The 19,013-nt window shown below is 72.6% G+C and carries 16 protein-coding genes; 7 read left to right on the top strand and 9 right to left on the bottom strand.

What is annotated here, in order from left to right; genetic code table 11:
- Nucleotides 1–67 precede the first annotated feature (67 nt).
- From VK611_17610 to VK611_17590, 5 genes are all read right to left on the bottom strand, one after another.
- Nucleotides 68–676: a dihydrofolate reductase family protein gene (locus tag VK611_17610; protein HMG43154.1), complete on the bottom strand. Its 609-nt coding sequence runs from the start codon at nt 674–676 to the stop codon at nt 68–70.
- A 73-nt stretch (nt 677–749) separates the two neighbouring features.
- Entirely contained in the window at nt 750–1,325 is a 576-nt protein-coding gene (locus VK611_17605) for a dihydrofolate reductase family protein (protein HMG43153.1), read from the bottom strand.
- Nucleotides 1,326–1,729: 404 nt separating this feature from the next.
- Nucleotides 1,730–2,266, bottom strand: coding sequence for a DUF2269 family protein (locus VK611_17600; GenBank protein HMG43152.1), 537 nt, complete (start codon nt 2,264–2,266; stop codon nt 1,730–1,732).
- A gap of 21 nt (nt 2,267–2,287) precedes the next feature.
- On the bottom strand, nt 2,288–2,983 hold the full coding sequence (locus VK611_17595) for a helix-turn-helix domain-containing protein (GenBank protein ID HMG43151.1): 696 nt from the start codon (nt 2,981–2,983) through the stop codon (nt 2,288–2,290).
- 111 nt (nt 2,984–3,094) lie between these two features.
- Nucleotides 3,095–3,508 carry a pyridoxamine 5'-phosphate oxidase family protein gene (locus VK611_17590; GenBank protein ID HMG43150.1) on the bottom strand — a complete coding sequence of 138 codons (414 nt, stop codon included), beginning with the start codon at nt 3,506–3,508 and terminating at the stop codon, nt 3,095–3,097.
- A 158-nt stretch (nt 3,509–3,666) separates the two neighbouring features.
- On the opposite strand from VK611_17590, the gene VK611_17585 reads away from it, so the two are divergent.
- Nucleotides 3,667–4,320, top strand: a complete 654-nt coding sequence (locus tag VK611_17585) for a hypothetical protein (GenBank protein HMG43149.1) — start codon at nt 3,667–3,669, stop codon at nt 4,318–4,320.
- Between the two features lie 78 nt (nt 4,321–4,398).
- On the opposite strand, the gene VK611_17580 is transcribed toward VK611_17585, so the two are convergent.
- On the bottom strand, nt 4,399–6,612 hold the full coding sequence (locus VK611_17580) for an MMPL family transporter (protein HMG43148.1): 2,214 nt from the start codon (nt 6,610–6,612) through the stop codon (nt 4,399–4,401).
- A gap of 172 nt (nt 6,613–6,784) precedes the next feature.
- On the opposite strand from VK611_17580, the gene VK611_17575 reads away from it, so the two are divergent.
- From VK611_17575 to VK611_17550, 6 genes are all read left to right on the top strand, one after another.
- The gene (locus tag VK611_17575; GenBank protein HMG43147.1) at nt 6,785–8,044 is read left to right on the top strand and encodes a sensor domain-containing protein; all 1,260 of its coding nucleotides are present in this window, start codon (nt 6,785–6,787) and stop codon (nt 8,042–8,044) included.
- Nucleotides 8,032–8,685 (top strand): response regulator transcription factor, encoded by a 654-nt coding sequence (locus VK611_17570; protein HMG43146.1) that lies wholly within the window; start codon nt 8,032–8,034, stop codon nt 8,683–8,685. The genes VK611_17575 and VK611_17570 overlap by 13 nt, the downstream gene beginning before the upstream one ends.
- A 121-nt stretch (nt 8,686–8,806) precedes the next feature.
- Entirely contained in the window at nt 8,807–9,823 is a 1,017-nt protein-coding gene (locus VK611_17565) for a hypothetical protein (GenBank protein HMG43145.1), read from the top strand.
- Nucleotides 9,820–11,730: an ATP-binding protein gene (locus tag VK611_17560; protein ID HMG43144.1), complete on the top strand. Its 1,911-nt coding sequence runs from the start codon at nt 9,820–9,822 to the stop codon at nt 11,728–11,730. Before VK611_17565 ends, VK611_17560 begins: the two co-directional genes overlap by 4 nt.
- Nucleotides 11,730–13,022 carry an exonuclease SbcCD subunit D gene (locus tag VK611_17555; GenBank protein ID HMG43143.1) on the top strand — a complete coding sequence of 431 codons (1,293 nt, stop codon included), beginning with the start codon at nt 11,730–11,732 and terminating at the stop codon, nt 13,020–13,022. The genes VK611_17560 and VK611_17555 overlap by 1 nt, the downstream gene beginning before the upstream one ends.
- Entirely contained in the window at nt 13,022–16,075 is a 3,054-nt protein-coding gene (locus tag VK611_17550) for an SMC family ATPase (protein ID HMG43142.1), read from the top strand. Before VK611_17555 ends, VK611_17550 begins: the two co-directional genes overlap by 1 nt.
- A 5-nt stretch (nt 16,076–16,080) precedes the next feature.
- On the opposite strand, the gene VK611_17545 is transcribed toward VK611_17550, so the two are convergent.
- From VK611_17545 to VK611_17535, 3 genes are all read right to left on the bottom strand, one after another.
- Complete coding sequence (locus VK611_17545) at nt 16,081–16,563, bottom strand: nuclear transport factor 2 family protein (GenBank protein HMG43141.1); 483 nt, start codon at nt 16,561–16,563, stop codon at nt 16,081–16,083.
- Between the two features lie 83 nt (nt 16,564–16,646).
- A complete protein-coding gene (locus VK611_17540) occupies nt 16,647–17,279 on the bottom strand; it encodes a TetR family transcriptional regulator (GenBank protein HMG43140.1) in 633 nt (210 codons plus the stop codon).
- A gap of 2 nt (nt 17,280–17,281) precedes the next feature.
- The gene (locus VK611_17535; protein HMG43139.1) at nt 17,282–18,904 is read right to left on the bottom strand and encodes an MDR family MFS transporter; all 1,623 of its coding nucleotides are present in this window, start codon (nt 18,902–18,904) and stop codon (nt 17,282–17,284) included.
- Nucleotides 18,905–19,013 lie beyond the last annotated feature (109 nt).

Genomic DNA, 19,013 nt, shown 5'->3' with positions numbered 1-19,013 from the left:
GTCTGCGAAGCGAGGTATCTCCCGAAGCTCGATGACGAACGGATCAGGCTGACGAACGCCGGCCCCCTCAAGATCCCGTCGGCGCGTAGGTGACCACCATTGCGCCACCCGCAAACGTATCGACACCGACGAGTTGGAGATCCGTACGACCCTTCAGGTTCTCGAACAAGCGCCTGCCCTCGTTCACGATGACCGGGTGAACGATGATCCGAAACTCATCGACCAGCCCGGCATTCGTGAGAGATTGCACGAGGACAGGGCTGCCGAACGTGATGATGTCGCCACCGTCACGCTTCTTCAGTTCTTTGATCTGTTCTTCGACGTCGGCCCCGGTGATCTGTGTCGGCGGCTCGTACTCGCCCCATTCGAGGCTCTCCAGCGGATGCGTTCCGGTCACGACGAGCTTCGGGACGGTGTTGACCTTTTCTCCGATGCGGAGGCCGACATCAGACACATCTGGCCATTCCTTGACCTTCGGCCATTTTCGCACCAGGTCTTCGTAGGTGCCGCGCCCGAGCACGATGGTGTCGACGCCGTCGAGGGAGATCAGGAACTTGTCCTGTGAATCTTCGATGCCGGGGAGCGCCCATTGCATGAAGTCGGTCTCGTCACCGGACGGTGGGCCGGTGACGATGTTGTTGGCCGTACTGTGAATGGAAACGATGAGCTTGCGCATGATCCGGACCTTTCGTATCGCTAGCGCGTGAAACAGGAACCCTCGAGAACATCGGTGTGAGCGAGGAGCGATATCAGTGGAGGGTGGGTCGGTAGATGAGCTCTTGGGTGTGACCGTCGAGTGTCCGGGTCTCGAGCAGCTCCAGGTCGAAGTCGGCCGCGCCCCGGAAGATCGGTTCCTGCCCGGTCTGACCGGTGATGACAGGGAAAAGCGTCACCTGCACGCGGTCGACGAGGCCGGTGGCCATCAGCGCCCAGTTCAACGACAAGCTGCCGTGTGAGCGCAACGGCACGTCGGACTCCTCCTTGAGCCGGGCGACGATGTCGACGGCGTCACCTTTCGCGACGGTCGCGTTCGGCCAGGCGAGGGGCTCCTCCAGCGTCGACGACACCACGGTTGCCGGCAGGCTCGTCATCCGGGTGACCCAGGGGTCACCCACGCCGGACCCCTCGGTGCTCGAGCCCAGCATCTGAACGAATTGCCGATAGGTGTTGGCGCCGAAGACCATCCGCTGCTCCGGGGCGTACAAGGCAAGGCGGTGGTCAAGTAACTCGGGGCCTTGTTTACCCCAGTAGCCGCCCCAGTCGCCGTTGTGGGAGCCGTAACTGTCGAGGCTGGAAAAGATGTCGAAGGTGTAGGTCGCGGTCATGTCGTTGTCCTTCTCCTTGGTTGCTGATCTGGGTCAGGGTTGGCGGCCGGTACCGTCGGTCCAGAGGGCGTGACGACCTGGCGGTGGATGACGATGTCGAACCATCGACCCGGTGAGCCGCCGGTCATGTAGCCCTCCGGCCCGCTGTCGGCGAGGCCGCGCGTCGTGATCGGCTCGCGCAGCCATGCGCTGACGGCTTCGGGGGTCGCCTGGCGTAGGTCGAGCGCGAATTGATCGAGGCGCAGGTCGGCGTAGTCGTCGAGGGGCGCGGCGGGGTCGACGGTGGTCAGTGGGATCGCGGCCCGGGTTGCCCATTCGGTGACGGCTCCGTCGTGGCCGCCGTCACCGGGGCGCTCGCGAGGGCGAGGACGGCGACGGTTGCCGCACCGGCCAGGACGCGAGGGTTAGGAAACCGTGGCATGGCGTCGTTGCGAGATGGAGCGGAACGGGCGACCGGGCTTGAACACGCCCAAGCCGGTTGCGATCGTGAGGGCGGCGACGTCGTAGGCGGCAGCGGCGATCATGCGGCCGGTCCGGTCGCCGTCGCCGTCGAGCATCTGCTCGCTGGCCGGACTGATGACGAAGGCTCCGACGAGGATCACGGTGAGGATGAGGGCGAGCTTGATCGTGACCCACGGGTAGCGGAACACGCCCCAACGCGTCCCGAGCCCGAGGCCGACGCCGGTGAGCAGGGCGGCGAAACTCAACGGAATGCCGAACACCAGGCTGAACATGTTCAGCGTCCGGACGGAGTCGCGCACCAGCACGGGGTCGTCGAGCGTCGACGTGCGGATCGCGACGGCCAGGTAGCCCGCGGAGTCACCGAGTAGCGCAACCGAGAACACGATGTGCGCGGTGAGCAGCGCATGCCGGAGAGGAAGCCGAAGGCGGCGTCCCCGGCGCGTTTCGGGCGGGTCATCGACGGCGGAATCGATGGGCATAAACGGAGGTTACCCCTACGTTTACTCCTCTAGTCGGTTTCCGTCGAGTACCACGGCCCGCACCGCAGACGCGTCGGGGGGCGCCGAGGAAACTGGGTCGGCGCGCGTGCCCATGCGACGCAACTCACGCAGTGTCGGGGCCGGCCCCTCCAATGGTCGCTCACGGCCGCGATTCCGGAGGCCATCGATGAAGACATCGAGGTGGCGATGTGCGACGCCCTCCTCGAGTGCGGGGTCGAATCCGCCCCCGATCGGTCGCGAGAACCGGGCCAGCGCCAGGCCGACATCCGCGAACTCGACGCCAGCTCGCAACGAGCCCTGCTCATCAGCGGCGCGCAGCAGCTGCTGCTGGGCTGCCGCTGTCGAGTCCAGCAGCGACCGCACCTCGGGATCGTTCCGCACGTCCTCGTCGAGCTGCGGCATGATGGCCGGCGCGCCAACATCCAGCGACCGATGCATGTAACGGCGCAGTGCGGCGAATGCGTCGGTCTCGTCGGCGAGCGCGGCGCGTGCCTCGTCGCCGGTGCGCGCCATCACGTCGGCGGCGACCGCCGTGACCAGCGCGCGGCGGTGGGGGAAGTGTCGGTACAGCGTCGCGATACCGACGCCAGCTCGTCGAGCGACCGCCTCGAGCGACGCCTGGACGCCGAACTCGATGAACAGACCACAAGCAGCTTCCAAGATGAGTCGGCGATTCCGTTGCGCGTCAGCTCGCATTCGCGTCTCCTGCGTCGCCGAAACGATACGTGCACGGACGGCTGACTCTCAGAACCGCACGAGGTCATGGCTCGTCGCCCGGTCCTCGACGTGTCGGGCAGACCTCTACGTTCAGCCGCGCTGACGCTCGTCCCGCTGCCGGATCAGTTCTTCGACCGCGCTCGGGAGGGTCGTCTCGAAGTCGATCAGCTTCGCCCAGGTCGGGGTCACGACAATCCGGACCATGCCGTCGTAGAGCGAGCGGACACCGGCCTCCCACTCGACCCGTTGCTCGGGCGTCATCGTGTAGGTGCCGCTCGCCTCGAGGTACTCGTCCGGGATGCCCTCGACGACGTCCAGCTCGGCCCGACCGCGGATGAGCAGGATCTTTGGCGGGTGCACCTCCGTGTCGATCGTCAGGGCCACCGACGGGTTGCGCCGCAGGGCCGGTACCTTCGCCGCGTTCTTCGCCGTGCACATGACGATCTCGGAGCTGTTCCAGGTGAACCCGATCGGGATCGACCGCGGCGTGCCGTCCTTGGCCACGTAGGCCAGGAGTCACCTGTAGTCGCCAACACACAGTCGAGTCGTTCGTCGTCGGAGACCGACCACAAGCAACTCAAGAACAACCAAACGACCACAAACGACTCGCCGGTACGGCTCCGACCCGCAGGTCGCCGACGCGGCCGGGTACCTTCGATCGGGTGGGCGACGACCCGTTGGGAGCATCACGCCGACCGGCCGAGCCGCAGCTGATCGGGCTGCGGACGAGCGACGCCGTCGACGTCGTCGCCGACCTGTGGATCGCGGAGCGGCCGTGGGCGGGTGCGGTGGTGTGCCACCCACACCCGGCCTACGGCGGTGACCGCCACAACCCCGTGGTCGACGGGATCTTCCGGGCGCTGGCCGGAGCCGACGTGACCGCCCTGCGCTTCGACTTCCGCCGCGGGGGCGACGGCGGTTCAGGCGAGCCGGAGGACGTCCTGGCCGGGGTGGAACGGGTCGCCACGCACCTCGGCCCGGGGCTGCCGCTGTGGCTGGTCGGCTACTCGTTCGGTGCCGACATCGCACTGTCGGTCGGCGACGACCGGGTGACCGGCTGGGCGGCGGTGGCGCCGCCGCTGCGCTTCGGCCCGCCTCCCAGGGCGACTCTCGGCGACCCGCGGCCCGTGCTGGTCGTCGCCGCCGAGCACGACCAGTTCAGCCCGCCCGATCACCTGCGCGAGGTCGCGGCCACCTGGCCGGATGCCACCGTCACGGTCGTCCCGGGCGCCGACCACTTCCTCGGCGGAGCGGCCGACCGTGTCGCCGACGCCGTCCTCGCCTGGCTACGGGCGACCTCCCACCGGGTGGTGTAGGCGCTCCCGGGTGGATCGCGGTCGTCCTGCGACCGGGACCCACCCGAGAACGGCAAGGGACGGGACGGACGGGACGGATCAGCGGGGGGCGGTCACCGGAACCGGGACGGGGACCGCCGGGGGCCGGGGGGACTCGGGGGCACGGTCGGGCAACGGGGCCTGGTGACGCCCGCTGGACCGGCGGGCCATCGTGCTGACGATGCCGGGGCGGAGGGCGAGCAGGGCCGGGAGCACCACGATGCGGACGAGGGTGGCGTCGACGAGGATGGCCACGGCCAGGCCCACGCCCATCTGCTTCATCTCGACCATGCTCGCGGTGGCGAAGAGACCGAAGACCGACACCATCACGAGGGCGGCCATGCTCACCGGACCGGCCGTCTGGCGGATGCCGGTGGCGACGGCGTCACGGGGCGAGGCACCGAGGTGCGCCGCCTCCCGGATCCGGCTCAGGACGAGCACGTGGTAGTCCATCGACAGCCCGACGAGGACCACGAACAGGAACATCGGGATCCACGTGACCACGGTGCCGTTCGATTCGAAGTCGAGCAGCCCCTCGGCCCAGCCGTGTTGGAAGACCAGGGCGAGGACACCGAAGGCCACGGCCACCGAGGCGACGTTGAGCAGCAGCGTCAGCAGGGCCACGCCACCGCTGCGGAACGTCACCCCCATCACCGCGAGGGTGAAGAGCAGCACGGCGCCGACGACCCACGGCAGGGCGGAGGCCTGCTGGTCGGTGGAGTCCCGCGACTCGGCCTCGGCCCCGGCCGTCTCCCACCGCACGCCGTCGAGGTCGTCGAGGAGGGCGGGGCCGAGGTCGGACCGGACCAGGTCGAGGGCGGCTGCCGACGACTCGGCCCCGGCGGTGTCCGGGGTGGGCAGCACCAGCTCGAACGTGCGACCGTCCTCCGACGTCGCGACCGACGCACCGGGGGCGAACCGACCCGACGCCTCGGCCTCGGCCCGCAGCGATGCCAGGGCGTCCTCGGCCGGAGCCGTCGTGCCGGACGCCACGTGGGCGACGACCACCACCTCGTCGCCTTCGGTCGGGAAGTCGGTCTGCACCCGCTCCAGCGCCTCGACCTCGGCGATGCCGTCGGGGAGCTGGGACAGGTCGGTGTCCTCCAACCGCAGCGTCAGGGCCGGGGCGGCGAGTGCCACCAGGATCGTGCCCGACACCGCCAGGGCGACGACCGGTCGCCGCAGCACCGGGCCGACGATCCGCCCGCTGAAGGCACCGGATCGGGTACGGGCCGCGAGGCGCCACAGGAGCGGGATGCGGGGCCGGTCGACCCAGCGTCCGAGCTTGCCGACCAGGGCGGGCACGACGGTGAGCGAGCCGAGCATCGCCACCGCCACGACCAGGATGGCGCCCACGGCCAGGCCCGAGAAGATCACGCTGCCGACCAGGAGCAGGGCGGACACGGAGACGATCACGGCCACGCCGGCCACCAGGATCGAATGGCCGGCGGTCGCGGCCGCCACCTCGACGGCGTCGATGGGGCCGAGGCCCCGCTGGCGCTCCTCCCGCTGGCGCTTGACGAAGAACAGCGAGTAGTCGACGCCGACGGCCATGCCGATCAGCAGGACCATGTTGGCGACGGTCCCCATGTCCGGGACCATCTGCGACACCACGGCGTAGAGGCCGAGGGCGATGCCCACCGACGTCAGCGCGAGCAACACCGGCACGGCGGCGGCGATGAGGGCACCGAAGGCCAGCAGCATGAGGCCGAGGGTGACCGGCAGGCTCAGGGCCTCGGCGCTGGCCAGGTCCTCCTCCACCACCTCGGTGACGGCGGCGTCGACCGAGGCTCCTCCGGTCTGCTCGACCCGCAGGCCGGGGTGGTCGCGGGCCACGGCAGCGGTCACCTCGTGCAGCGGGCCGATGTGGTCGGACGCCTCCTCCGGGTCGCCCCGCACGTGCACCGGCAGGAGGGCGGCGGCGCCGTCGGCTGCCCAGACGACATCGCCGACGGCGGCGACCTCGGGCAGGGCGTCCATGCGGGCGGCGCCGTCGGCCAGGGCAGCGACGGCATCAGGGCGGTCGAGCTCGCCGTCCGGGGAGCTGACGACGACCAGCTCGCTGGCCGGATCCTCCAGGCCGGCGTCGTCGAGCAGACGGAGAGCCTGCTGGGACGAGCCCGCGGCCATGTCCTCGGACGTGGCCGTCTTCGGTGCCACCGTCGCCGAGAGCACGACGGAGACCGCGACGAGGCCGAGCCAGAGGCCCAGCGATCTCCAGGGGTGGGTGGCGCTCCAGCGGGCCACCCTGACGGTCACGGGGGTGCGGGTCATCACGGCTCCTTCGTCGGGTCGCCGCCCCGGGTAGGGCGACCCGGCCCACGGTGCGGGAACGCGGGCCGTCGCGCAGCGGGCCCACTCCCCCTGTTCCCGGGGGCCGACACCACCCTCCGAGCGGGGGCGTAGGTCCCGTGTGGCCGGGCCGTGGCCACGTCAGACTGGCGGCGTGACCACAGCCCCCGACGAGCGCACCGGCTGGAGCCGGCCCGGCCTCTGGGTCGGCTGGGCACACGTGCTGCTGATGCCCTTCGCTCTCACCCTGTTCGTGCTCGATGTCGTGGGGTTCGCCCTCATCCCCGTCACCGCCGGCATCCCCATCCTCGTCGTGAGCCTCCCCCTGACCGTCGCCATGGCCGGGCTGCACCGCCGGATGGCAGCGAGAACGCTGGGGCGACCGGTGCCCGCGCTCTACCGCGAGCGCACGGCGCCCACCGCCCTGGGCCGCCTGCTGCAGCAGGGGAAGGACCCGCAGACCTGGCGCGACGTGGCGTGGCTGTTCGCCACCTCGTCGATCGGCTTCGTGCTGGCCACCTTCGCCGTGGCCGCCTTCCTGGCGATCCCCTGGTACCTGATCTTTCCGTTCCTCATCTGGGTGACCCCCGACGGGGTCCTCGACCAGCCCTACGGGCTGTTCACCATCGACACGGTGCCCGAGGCCATGGCCCAGTGGGTCCTGGCCGGCGCCGCCTTCGCCCTGTGGTGGTTCGTGGTCCCGCCGGTGATGCGGGCCAAGGCGTCGATCGACGCCGCCCTGTTGGGCCCCACCGAGGCAGCGACGCGCCAGGTGCTCGAAGCCCGGGTCGAGGAGCTGGCCACCACCCGGTCGGAGGCCGTCGACATCCAGGCCGCCGAGCTGCGGCGCATCGAGCGCAACCTCCACGACGGCGCCCAAGCCCGCCTGGTCGCGTCGGGCATGACGCTCGGCCTCGCCCTCGACCTGCTCGAGTCGGACCCCGAGCAGGCCCGGTCGCTCATGGCCGAGGCCCAGGAGACGAACCGCGACGCCCTCGCCGACCTGCGCACCGTCGTGCGCGGCATCCACCCACCCGTCCTGTCCGACCGCGGCCTCGTCGGCGCCGTCGAGGCCCTCGCCGTGCAGATGGCGCTCCCGGTGCACATCACCTCCACGATCGACGGCCGGCTGCCCGCCCCCGTCGAGTCGGCCGCCTACTTCGCCGTGGCCGAGTGCCTCACCAACGCGGCCAAGCACAGCGGGGCCGGCCGGGTCGCCGTGACGATCGCCCGCTCCGCCGACGTCCTGCACGTCGTCGTCGAGGACGACGGCCGAGGCGGGGCCCGGCGCGACCCCGACGGAGGGCTGGCCGGCATCGGGCGCCGCCTCGCCGTGTTCGACGGAAGCCTGCTCGTCGACAGCCCGGCCGGCGGTCCGACCCGCATCACCCTGGCGGTGCCGTGCGCGTCGTGATCGCCGAGGACCTGGCCCTCCTCCGCGACGGGCTGATCCGACTCTTCGAGGCCAACGGCTGCACGATCGTCGCTGCCGTCGAGGACGAGGCGGGGCTACGCCGCGCCCTCACCGAGGACGACCTCGACGTCGCCGTCGTCGACGTCCGCCTGCCCCCCACGTTCACCGACGAGGGCCTGCGCTGCGCCATCGAGGCCCGCCGATCCCGGCCCGGCCTCCCCGTCCTCGTCCTGTCCCAGTACGTCGAGCAGCTCTACGCCCGGGAGCTGCTGTCGGGCGGCGACGGCGCCGTCGGCTACCTGCTCAAGGACCGGGTGAGCGACGTGGGCGGGTTCGTCGAGTCGGTCCGCCAGGTGGCCGGCGGCGGCACCGTGATGGACCCGGAGGTGATCGCCGCCCTCGTCGCCTCCCGCACCCGACGCGACGACCCCATCGAGCGACTGACCCCGCGCGAGCTGGACGTCCTGGCGCTCATGGCCGAAGGGCGGTCCAACCAGGCCATCGCCACCCGCCTCGTCATCGCCGAGAAGTCCGTCGGGAAGCACACCAGCAACATCTTCAGCAAGCTCGACCTGCTCCCGGACGACGACGACAACCGCCGCGTCCGCGCCGTCCTCGCCTACCTCCGAGGCGCCTCGTAGCGACCCCGCCGTCGAGCGTCGGGGAGCCGGCCGGCCGCCGGGGATCGACCTTCACTGTCACACCCCCTGCCTAACGTAGGGATCGGCGAGGACGAAGACGTCCGGCAGAGGAGTGTGAACGGTGAACAGCGTGGCGGCGGCACCGGCGATCTACATGGAGGACTGGGCCGCGACGTATGGGCCCGCTGTCCTCGTCGACCCCGAGGCCGAGGTCACGGCCGATGCCGAGCTCGTCGAGGACGGGCCCGACGTTCTCGCCTTCCACGACGGTGTCCCCGACGGCGGGACCCGCAGCTTCGCCTTCGTCGACGGGGTCCGCCGGGGCGAGGGCGCGCTGTACCTCGACGGCGGCGGCGCGTTCGTCAGCGGGGTGGCCGGCGCCCACGGCGTCGGCGCGGCGGTCCTCGAGCCGGGCAAGCCGTTCCGGTTCGAGCGCTGCGAGGTCACCCGCATGGTGATCGTGGGCTGCGGCGAGCGGGTGGAGCTGCCCGAGGTGGCGGGCGGCTACCGGTGGGCGGCCGTGTCCACGCCGAAGACCTGGCCGAAGGCACCGCTGGACGAGCTGCAGAACCGGATGCGCGTGCACGAGGGCCGTCTGGCGGAGGAGCTGTGCGCGGACGGTCACCTGACCCTCGTCGACGGGCCCCTCAACTTCGTGCGCTCGCACGACCTGCCGGTGGTCGGGGTCACCAAGACCCATCACCGCCGCCTGCTCCCGCTCGTCCACCACGCCCGCGTCGGGCAGTTGGCGTCGGGGCAGCGCACCAGCCTCTTCCGGCTGTCCGAGCGGTACTCGGCCTACGTCCGCCTCGCCCCTCGGCGCCTCGGGTCCAGCCCGTGGGCCGGGATCGTCCGCATCGAGGTGCCGGCGTCCACCGGTCTCGCCGCCGCCGCCCTGGAGGCCGACCAGGCGGCGGGCATGCTGCCGCGGTTCGCCGGTGTGCCGCACGTCGACCCGCGGGCGCCGCAGAACCTGCAGCCCACCGGGGCGCTGGAGCGGCACCTGCGCCACCTGCTCGGCGACGCCGGCCTCGCGTCCCGAGCCCTCCGCACCGCCATCGCCCAGCTGGCCGGCGACGACGTCGGGATCCGCCGCCGGCCCGAGGTCGCCCGCACTCCCGAAGGGGCTTCCCGATGACCGACATCACCGATCGACCCGGCAACGGCGCCCACCCCGAGGGCATGCCCGACGGCCGCGACGTGCGGGCGGCGAAGCTGGCGGCGTCCATCGCGGCGAGCGCCGTGCTGGGCCACGTCGACGGCGCCGTGCCGACCACCTCCCAGCGCTTCACCGTGGTGCTGGCCCCGGATGCCGTGGCCACGCTCGACCAGCTCGTCGCCTGCCCCCAGACGCTGCCCGACGGCCGGGTGATCACCCACTTCGGCATCGTCGCCGAGACGTCGGGGCACATCGAGGGCGCCAGCTGGGCCTCCGACACGGCCCGCATCGTCGACTCCCGCACCATGCCCGGGGAGACCGCCCGGCGGGTGGAGGTGGCGGTGCTGCGGGTCGAGCCCGAGGTGTGGGTGTCGCCGGCACCGGGCTCGGTCGTCGTGGCCTGCGCCGACGAGGCCCGTGCGTTCGCCCTCTTCGAGGACCAGATGGACGACCGGCTCCCCGTCGGCCTCGACCAGGCCGGCGAGCCGGTCCACCTCGACTTCGCCTTCCTGTCGGGCAAGAACGGCGGCCACGTCAACATCGCCGGGATCTCCGGTGTGGCCACCAAGACGTCGTACGCCACCTTCCTGCTCTACCAGCTGTTCGAGACCGAGCGGGGCCGACGCATCCTGGGTCCGCACGCGCCCAACACACGGGCCCTGGTGTTCAACCTCAAGGGCGAGGACCTCCTGCACCTCGACCGGCCCAACCGGCTCCTCGACGTGAAGCACCCCGAGGCCCGCCGGCAGTGGGAGGCGCTCGGCGTCACCGATCCGGGCCCCTTCCGCGACGTCACCATCTGGGCGCCGGCCGTCCCCGGCGGCGAGGGCCTGGTGCCGGCGGTCGACTCGCGGCGCAGCGACGAGGTCGAGGTGTTCGGCTGGACGCCGCTCGACTTCGTGTCCCGCGGCCTGCTCGAGTTCTGCTTCGCCGACGAGTCCGCCAACCGCAACCAGATCTCGTTCATCTCGCAGCGGGTCCGCATCCAGCTGGCCCGCCACGCCGCCCCGGTCGACGGCCGGCCCGGGGCGCTGGTGCTGCAGGACGTCGGTACCGGCTCGATGAACAACTTCGAGCGGGTGGCCGGTGAGATGGCCCGCCGCGACGCCGTGGTCACCGGCGGTCCCGTCATCACCGACTTCGGCGACCTGATCGACGCCATCTCCGAGCGGGTCGAGTCCGACAGCTTCGAGTGGACCGCCGGCGTCCAGCAGGGCACGGTGCAGGCCTTCCTGCGGCGGCTCTACGCCCTGATCCCCCGGATGGGCCACCTCGTCCGCTGCGGGGTGACCGCGCCCGACGTCGGCCGTTCGGCGATCACGGTGGTCGACCTCCACGCGCTGCACGACGCGGCCCAGCGCTTCGTCGTCGGGGCCCTCCTCAACGCCGTGTTCGAGGCCAAGCAGTCGTCCGGGCGCGAGCCGCTCCAGTTCGTCGTGCTCGACGAGCTCAACAAGTACGCGCCGCGCGAGGGCAGCTCGCCCCTCAAGGAGCTCCTCGTCGACGTGGCCGAGCGCGGCCGCTCGCTGGGCGTGCTGCTGATCGGGGCGGAACAGGCCGCCACGGCGGTCGACCCGGCGATCGTCCGCAACGCCGCGATCAAGGTCGTCGGCCGCCTCGACGCCTCCGAGGCCTCCGAGTACCGGTTCCTCACGCCCGAGCTGCGGGCGCGGGCCACCCGGTTCCTGCCCGGCACCATGGTCCTCGACCAGCCGCTGGTGCCCGTCCCCATCCCGCTGCGGTTCCCCTTCCCGGGCTACGCCACCAACGTCGACGAGGGACGGGAGTCGGCCCAGCAGCGAGTCGAGGCCGAGGACGACGCGTTCGCGGGGATCGCCGGCGGTGCCGGCATCACCGGCCGACGCCCGCTGGGTCGAGACGGCTGATGCGGGTGCTCCACACCTCCGACTGGCACCTGGGCACCACCCTGGGCCGGGTGCGTCGTGACGAGGACCACGACGCGGTGCTCGACGAGATCGTCGACGTCGCCGGGCAGGGCGAGCTCGACCTGATCGTCCACACCGGTGACCTGTTCGACCACGCCCGGCCCGCGGTCGACGACATGCACCGGGCGGTCGAGGCGCTCGCCCGGCTGGCGGCACACGCGCCTCTGGTGGTGATCGCGGGCAACCACGACAGCTCGGCCCTGTTCGAGGTGCTCGACCGGGTGGTGGGCATGGCTGCCCGGCTCTCCGGCGACGCCGCGGCGCACCACATCCGCTTCGTCGGGGTGGCCCGCCGCGCCCGCGACGGCGGGGTGCTGACGTTCCCCGCCCGCGACGGCCGGCACGAGGCCCGGCTGGCGGTGCTGCCGTTCGTCCACCCCAACGCCCTGGTCCGCACGTTCGACCTCGAGCCGGAACGGTGGAACGGGTCCTACACCGACGGGATCAGCCTGGTGGAGGCCAACCTCGCCGACGGCCTCACCGACGGCTTCGACCCGGGCCGGCACGTGGCCCTGTTCGCCGCCCACCTCCACGTCGGCGGCGCCACCTGGTCGGGGTCCGAGCGGAAGGTGCACGTCGGCGACGACTACGCCACCAAGGTCGACCACCTCCCCACCGCCAGCTACGCGGCCTTCGGCCACATCCACCGGCCGCAGGAGCTGCCCGGCGGGGTGGGCCGCTACGCCGGGTCGCCGATCCCGATCGACTTCGGCGAGGTGTCCGACACCAAGAGCCTCGTCGTGCTCGACGCTCCGCCAGGCCGGCGCGCCCGGCCCGAGGTGGTCGAGCTGAGCGGCGGCCGCCGCCTCGTGCGTCTGGCAGGCACGCTCGACGAGATCGCCGCCCGGGCCGACCCGTCGTCCACCGGCATCTACCAGGTCCTTGTCGACGTCGACGTGCCCGACCCTGCCCTGGCCGACCGGATCGCGAGCCTGCTGCCCCGGGCCACCCTGCACTCCGTCGCCGAGCGCGTCGCCGGCGTCACCGCCACGGTGGCGGAGGAGCTCGACGCCGAGGCCGAGCCGCCCGTCGCCGACCAGTTCCGGGCCTACCTGGGCCTCGAGGGCACGTCCGGGCCGCGGGTCGACCGGGCCATGCGGGTGTTCGAGACCCTGCTGGGTGCCGGCATCGACGGCGACGACCCGCCCTTCCGGGAGGAGGACCTCTTCGAACCGCCCGGCCCGATCCCCGTGACCGCCGCGACCGGGGCGACGGCGGGAGGCGACGGCTGATGCGCCCGCTCACCCTGCGCCTCGAAGGGCTCCGGTCCTACCGCTCGGTGCAGACGGTCGACTTCACCGGCCGCGCCATGGTGGCGATCGTCGGCGACACCGGCGCCGGCAAGTCGTCGCTGCTCGAAGCCATCACCTTCGCCCTCTACGGCGCCGCCACCTGGACCAAGCAGGCCGGCGACCTGATCGGCGACCGGTCCGACACCATGAAGGTCGAGCTGACGTTCCGGGCCGACGGCAGCGACTGGCAGATCACCCGCACCATGAGCACCGGCACGCGGGCGTCGGTCCACCGGCTGACGAACCTCGAGAGCGGCGAGCGCATCGACGGCGCCCGGGAGCTCACCCGGGTGGTCGAACGGCTCGTCGGCCTCGACTACGAGGGCTTCCTGCGCACGGTGCTGCTGCCCCAGGGGAAGTTCGCCCAGCTGCTGGAGGCCAACCCGGCCGAACGCCAGCGGATCCTGCGGAACGTGTTCCGCGTCGACGAGCTCGACCAGGTCCGTGCCCGGGCCAAGGAGCTGCGCCAGCGGCTCGGGCCTCGCCTCGACACCCTGAGGTTCGCCCGCGGCGAGCTGGCCGCCGACCCGCGGGCCGCCGCGGCCGACGCCGCCACGCAGGCCGAGGCGGCCGACGTGAGGGTGAAGGAGCTCGACGCCGCCACGACCGAGGTCACGCTGGCCGAGCGCGCCGCCGACGACGTGCGCCGCGAGATCGAGGGCCTCCAGCGGCTCGCCGACGCCGTCGATCTGACGGCGTCCGCGGACGCCGCGAGCCGCGTCCGAGCGGTGGCCACGGCCGACACCGGCCTCGCCGCGGCGGTCGCCGATGCGGCCCGGGCGCTGGCCGACGCCGACGAGGCGCGGCGAGCCGCCGACGACATCCTGCGGGCGGCCACCGCGGCCGGCGACACCGAGCCCGCGCTGCAGGCCGCCCGGGCCGCGCTCGATGCCCTGCCGATGCTGGTCGCCGACATCGGCGCGCAGCTCGACGCCCGCCGTGAGAGCGACGAGCAGGCCGCGGAGGCCGACGTCCAGGAGCGAGCCGCGGCCGCCGCGCAGGCCGACCTGACCCCGGCCGAGCAGGAGCTCGACGCGCTCGACCACGGGATCATGCAGGCGCGGGCCCGGCTCGACCGGTGGCGTGGCCTGGTCGACCGGGTCGCCGAGGCCGACCGGCACGTCGAACAGGCGGAGGGCGAGCTCGTCGCGGCCCGCACCCGCGAGGCCGACGCCCAGGCCGCCGCCACCCCGGCAGTCGCCGAGGCGGAGGCCGGCCGGCAGCGCAGCGTCGTCGCCGACGATGCTCTCGCTGCCTCCCACCGAGCCGACGCGGCCGCCCACGCGGCCTCGGGGATCGCGGCGGGTGACCCGTGCCCGGTCTGCGAGCGGACTCTGCCCGACGGCTTCACCCCGCCATCCGTCCCGGCGCTCACCGCGGCTGAGCAGGCCACCGTGGCGGCGAGGGACCAGGCCGCCACCCTGGCCACCGCCGCTGCCCGGGCCGAGGCCAACCACGAGGCTGCCGTCGCCGCGCTCGCCGCCACCCGGGATGCGGTCGACGGCCGACACCTCGACGCGGCGACCGCTCGTGCCTCGCTCGCCGCGGAAGCCGGGTTGGAGGCGATCCCCCAGGGTCCCGGCGACGCCACGGCGCTGCTCGCCGGCCCCGCGGCCGCCGTCACCGAACTGGAGCAGCAGCGGACCGCGCACGCCCGCAGCATCGCCGGGATCAGCGCCCAGGTGGTCGAGGCCACCACTCGAGCGACCGCCCTGCAGGAACGGGTCGACCGGGCCCGCACGGCCAACGCCCGGGGCGTCGCCTCGTCCCGCTCGCGGCTACGGCAGGCCCTGGCCGCGCTGGCACCGCTCCCCTCCTGGCAGCCCGACCTCCCTGACCTCGACGCCGTGCTCGACGCCGCCGACCCGGCGGAACCCCCACCGCCGCCGGAGCTGGCGGCGCCCGCCGTCGACGTGTCCGACGCCGTCGCCCGGATCGACCAGCGCCTCGCCGAGATCGCCACGCTCTCCGCGACCGTCGCCACCCGCACCCAGCGCCGCGACGACGCCCGCACGGCCTTGGAGCAGGCGAAGCAGGCCCGGCAGAAGGCGGCGAACGCCGCCACCGACGCCTACCGCGCCCTCGACACGCTCGCCCTCCGCGTCGACGACGCCGCCGGCCGGGTCGGGGCCGAGCCCACCGACCACCCGCCACCCCACCGGGCCGAACCCGACGGGCTCGCCGACGGCGCCGCGTGGGCCGACACGCTGCTCGACCGGGCCCGCGCTGTCGTCGGCCTGGTCGGCGAGGCGACCGGGGCGCAACGAGCCGCGATGACCGACCACCAGCAGCGGGCCGCCGCCGTCCTCACCACGGCCGGGGCGAGCGACGCCGCCGCCCTCGCCACCCTGCACGCCACCGCGATCGCGAGCTCCACCACGGCACGCGACGAGCAGCGCCGAGCGGCGGCCCAGGTGGCCGTCGCCGACGACCTCGACGGGCGGATCGGAGCCGCCGCCGAGTTCCTCGACGCCGTCTCGCTCGTCTACGACCAGCTCGCCAACACCGCGTTCATCGGTGAGGTCCTGCGCCGCCGCCACGCCGAGCTCCTCGGGGTGGCGGCGCGGATCCTGAGCGAGGTGACCGGCGGCCGCTACGGCTTCTCCCCCGAGTTCGCCATCGTCGACCTCCACACCGGTCAGGAGCGGGCCACCAAGACCCTCTCGGGCGGCGAGTCGTTCCTGGCATCACTCGCGCTCGCGCTGGCCATGGTGGAGATCGCCTCCCGTGCCGGCGGCCGCCTCGACGCCCTGTTCCTCGACGAGGGCTTCGGATCGCTCGACGCCACATCGCTCGACGCCGCCATCGACGCCCTGGAGTCGCGGGCCGAGGCCGGCCGCCTGGTCGCCGTCATCTCCCACGTCCCCGGCGTCGCCGAACGCATCGAAGACGTCCTCGATGTCCGAGCCACCACCACCGGCTCCATCGCCACCTGGCAATCCCCCGCCGAACGGGAAGCCGCCTTCACGACCGCAGTCACGGCGCTCCTCTAGGTAGCTCAGGGACGGCCGAAGTCGCGGTTCGGGCGCTCGGGCGGGCGGCCCATCTCCGGCGGGAAGCGGAAGCCGCTGTCCTTCACGTCCTCGAAGACGTGGACCATGTTGAGCAGGTCCTCCTCGTAGGAGAACCTGCCGTCGCCGGCGTAGACCAGCGTGGAGCAGCCCGACTGCTGGTAGGGCCGGCCGTCGGACCGCTGCCCCGGCAGGACCTGCCGCCACTTCACCAGCACTCGGTCGCCGTCGACCGCGTAGAAGTCGGTCGGGAACGACCACGACTCCAGCCCCACCATGGCGTCGCCGAACACGGTGCGGCGTAGCTCGTCGATCCCCTCGACCCGTCCCCACGCCGGGTCGACGAAGACCGCGTCGTCGGTGAAGAACTGGGCCAGGTCCGCCCACGTCCCCTGCCCGGCGCAGATCTCGTCGCGTACGGCGATGTACCGCTCGACCGCCGCCCGCACCTCCCCTTCGTCGTGTGCCACCCGAGTCCCCCTTCTCCGACCAGCTCGCCGATCGTACCTGACACCCCGTCAGATCCCCGAGGGGTACCTCTGAGAGCTGAGGGTCAGACGATCGCAGGGACGGTGGCGGCCGGGTCGGGGGTCGGCGGGCCGGTGAGGCCCTGGCGCAGGTGGTCGAAACCCTCGTCGATCAGCTCGGCGAGGGGCGCGGGCCGGTCGCGCTCCCGCCAGACGGCGATCGCGGAGCGGATCGCCCCCAGGGACGCGGCGACCACCAGGGCGGGATAGGTGTCGATGTCGGGGTCGAGGCCCGTGCGGCGGGCGATCTCCTCGACCAGGCCCCGCTCGACCTCGGCGAACCCGGCGGCCTGGCGGGCCGCGAGGTTCGGGTGGTGCTGGAACAGGTTGCGGCGCCGCAACCAGTCCTCGGACCCGAGCACGAACCGGCCGGCGGCGTCCTGCGCCGCGGCCCGCAGCGCGTCGAGCGGCGCCTCGCCCTCGGGCCGCGTCGTGAGGCCGAGGAGCAGCTCGGACGAGTGCACCGGCGTCGTGCCGACGATGGCGTCGTCCTTGGAGGAGAAGTAGTTGAAGAACGTGCGGGGCGACACGCCGGCGGCATCGGCGATCGCCTCGACGGTCACCCCGTCGGGCCCCAGCGCCTCGGCCAGACGCAGGGCGGCCGACGTCATCGCCCGTCGCGTCTCGGCCTTCTTGCGCTCTCGGAGCCCCTCGGTCATGGTCACCGTCCGGTCGTCGCCTCGGCGTAGTCCACCACAGTCGGTGGGCGGTCGTCGTTCGCCGACCCGTCCGCGGACCCCTCGGCCGACTCGTCCCCGTTGCCGTTCCCGTTGGCGCGCTGGGCCTGGCCGGACTGGGTGCGCAACGGGATCTCCCGCAGCAGCAGGGTCAGCAGGAAGCCGATGACGAGCATCGGGACGCCGTAGGCGAACACGCCGGTGATGGCGTCGGCGAAGCCGCTCGCCACCTGCGCCCGCTCGCCGGCGGGGAGCGCGGCGATCTGCGCCGGCGTCAGGCCCTTGGCCGCGTTGCCCAGCAGGTCGCCCAGGCGGCTGGCGAACAGGGCGCCGAACAGGGCGACGCCGATCGAGCCGCCGACGGTCCGGAAGAAGGTGATGGTCGCGGTGGCGACCCCGAGGTCCTTCGCCGGCGTCACGTTCTGGGTGGCGAGCACCATGACCTGCATCGTGAAGCCGAGGCCGATGCCCAGCAGCACCATGTAGCTGCCGGACTCCCACCGGGTCGACGCGGTGTCGAGGGTCGACAGCAGGAACAGGCCGACCGCGGCCACCGCCGTCCCCATGATCGGGAAGATGCGGTACCGGCCCGTGCGGCTGATGATCTGGCCCGACAGCGTCGACGCCCCGAGCAGCCCCAGCATCAGGGGTACCAGCAGCAGCCCCGAGTCGCTGGCCGAGGCGCCGTTGGCCACCTGCAGCAGGGTGGGCAGGTAGGTGATCGAGCCGTACATCGCCACGCCGATGAGGAGGCTGACGGCCCCGGCGACGTTGAAGGTCCGCACCCGGAACAGCCGCAGGGGCAGAGCGGGCTCGACGGCCCGGCGCTCGACGACCAGGAACAGCGCCCCGAGGGTGAGGCTGGCGGCACCCAGTGCAGCGATGACGGGCGAGCCCCACTCGTACTCGGTGCCGCCCCAGGTCGTGAGCAGGACGAAGCACGAGATGGCGGCGGCGAGGAGCGCGATGCCGAGCCAGTCGACCCGCACCTGGGGGCGACGGGGGGACGACGGCAGGACGACGCTGGTGACGACCAGGGCGATGATGGCCAGCGGGACGTTCACGTAGAACACCCAGCGCCACGACAGGTGGTCGGTCAGGAAGCCGCCGGTCAGCGGCCCGACGACGCTCGCCGCCCCGAAGACCGCCCCGAACAGGCCCATGTACCGGCCCCGCTCCCGGGGGCTCACGATGTCGGCGATGATCGCCTGGGCCAGCACGATGAGCCCACCCGCACCGGCGCCCTGGATGCCCCGGAAGACGATGAGCTGGCCCATGCTGCTGGCCAGGCCGGCGAGCACGCTGCCGGCCAGGAAGACGACGATGGCGCCCTGGAACAGCCGCTTGCGGCCGTAGAGGTCGCCGAGCTTGCCCCACAGCGGCGTCGAGACCGTCTCGGTCAGCAGGTACGCCGTCACCACCCAGGCCAGGTGGTCGAGCCCGCCGAGGTCGCCGACGATGGTCGGCAGCGCCGTGGCGACGATGGTCTGGTCGATGGCGGCCAGCAGCATGCCGAGCATGAGGCCGATGAAGCAGATCAGGATCTGCCGGTGCGACAGTCGGGGCGCGACGGGGGCGTCGACGGTGGCGGCGGCGGTCGAGTTCATCCAGCTCCTCCAGAAGGGACCGAGGTTGTTGCACTCTACGCAACTTTGCGCCGTCTGCAACTATTCCGCCGGAGGATGCTGATCGGGGACCGCGACTAACAGTAGAGTC

It is taken from the genome of Acidimicrobiales bacterium (genome assembly GCA_035316325.1).
GTDB lineage: Bacteria > Actinomycetota > Acidimicrobiia > Acidimicrobiales > VFJN01 > DASXTK01.
This window is presented reverse-complemented; position numbering and strand designations above follow the sequence as displayed.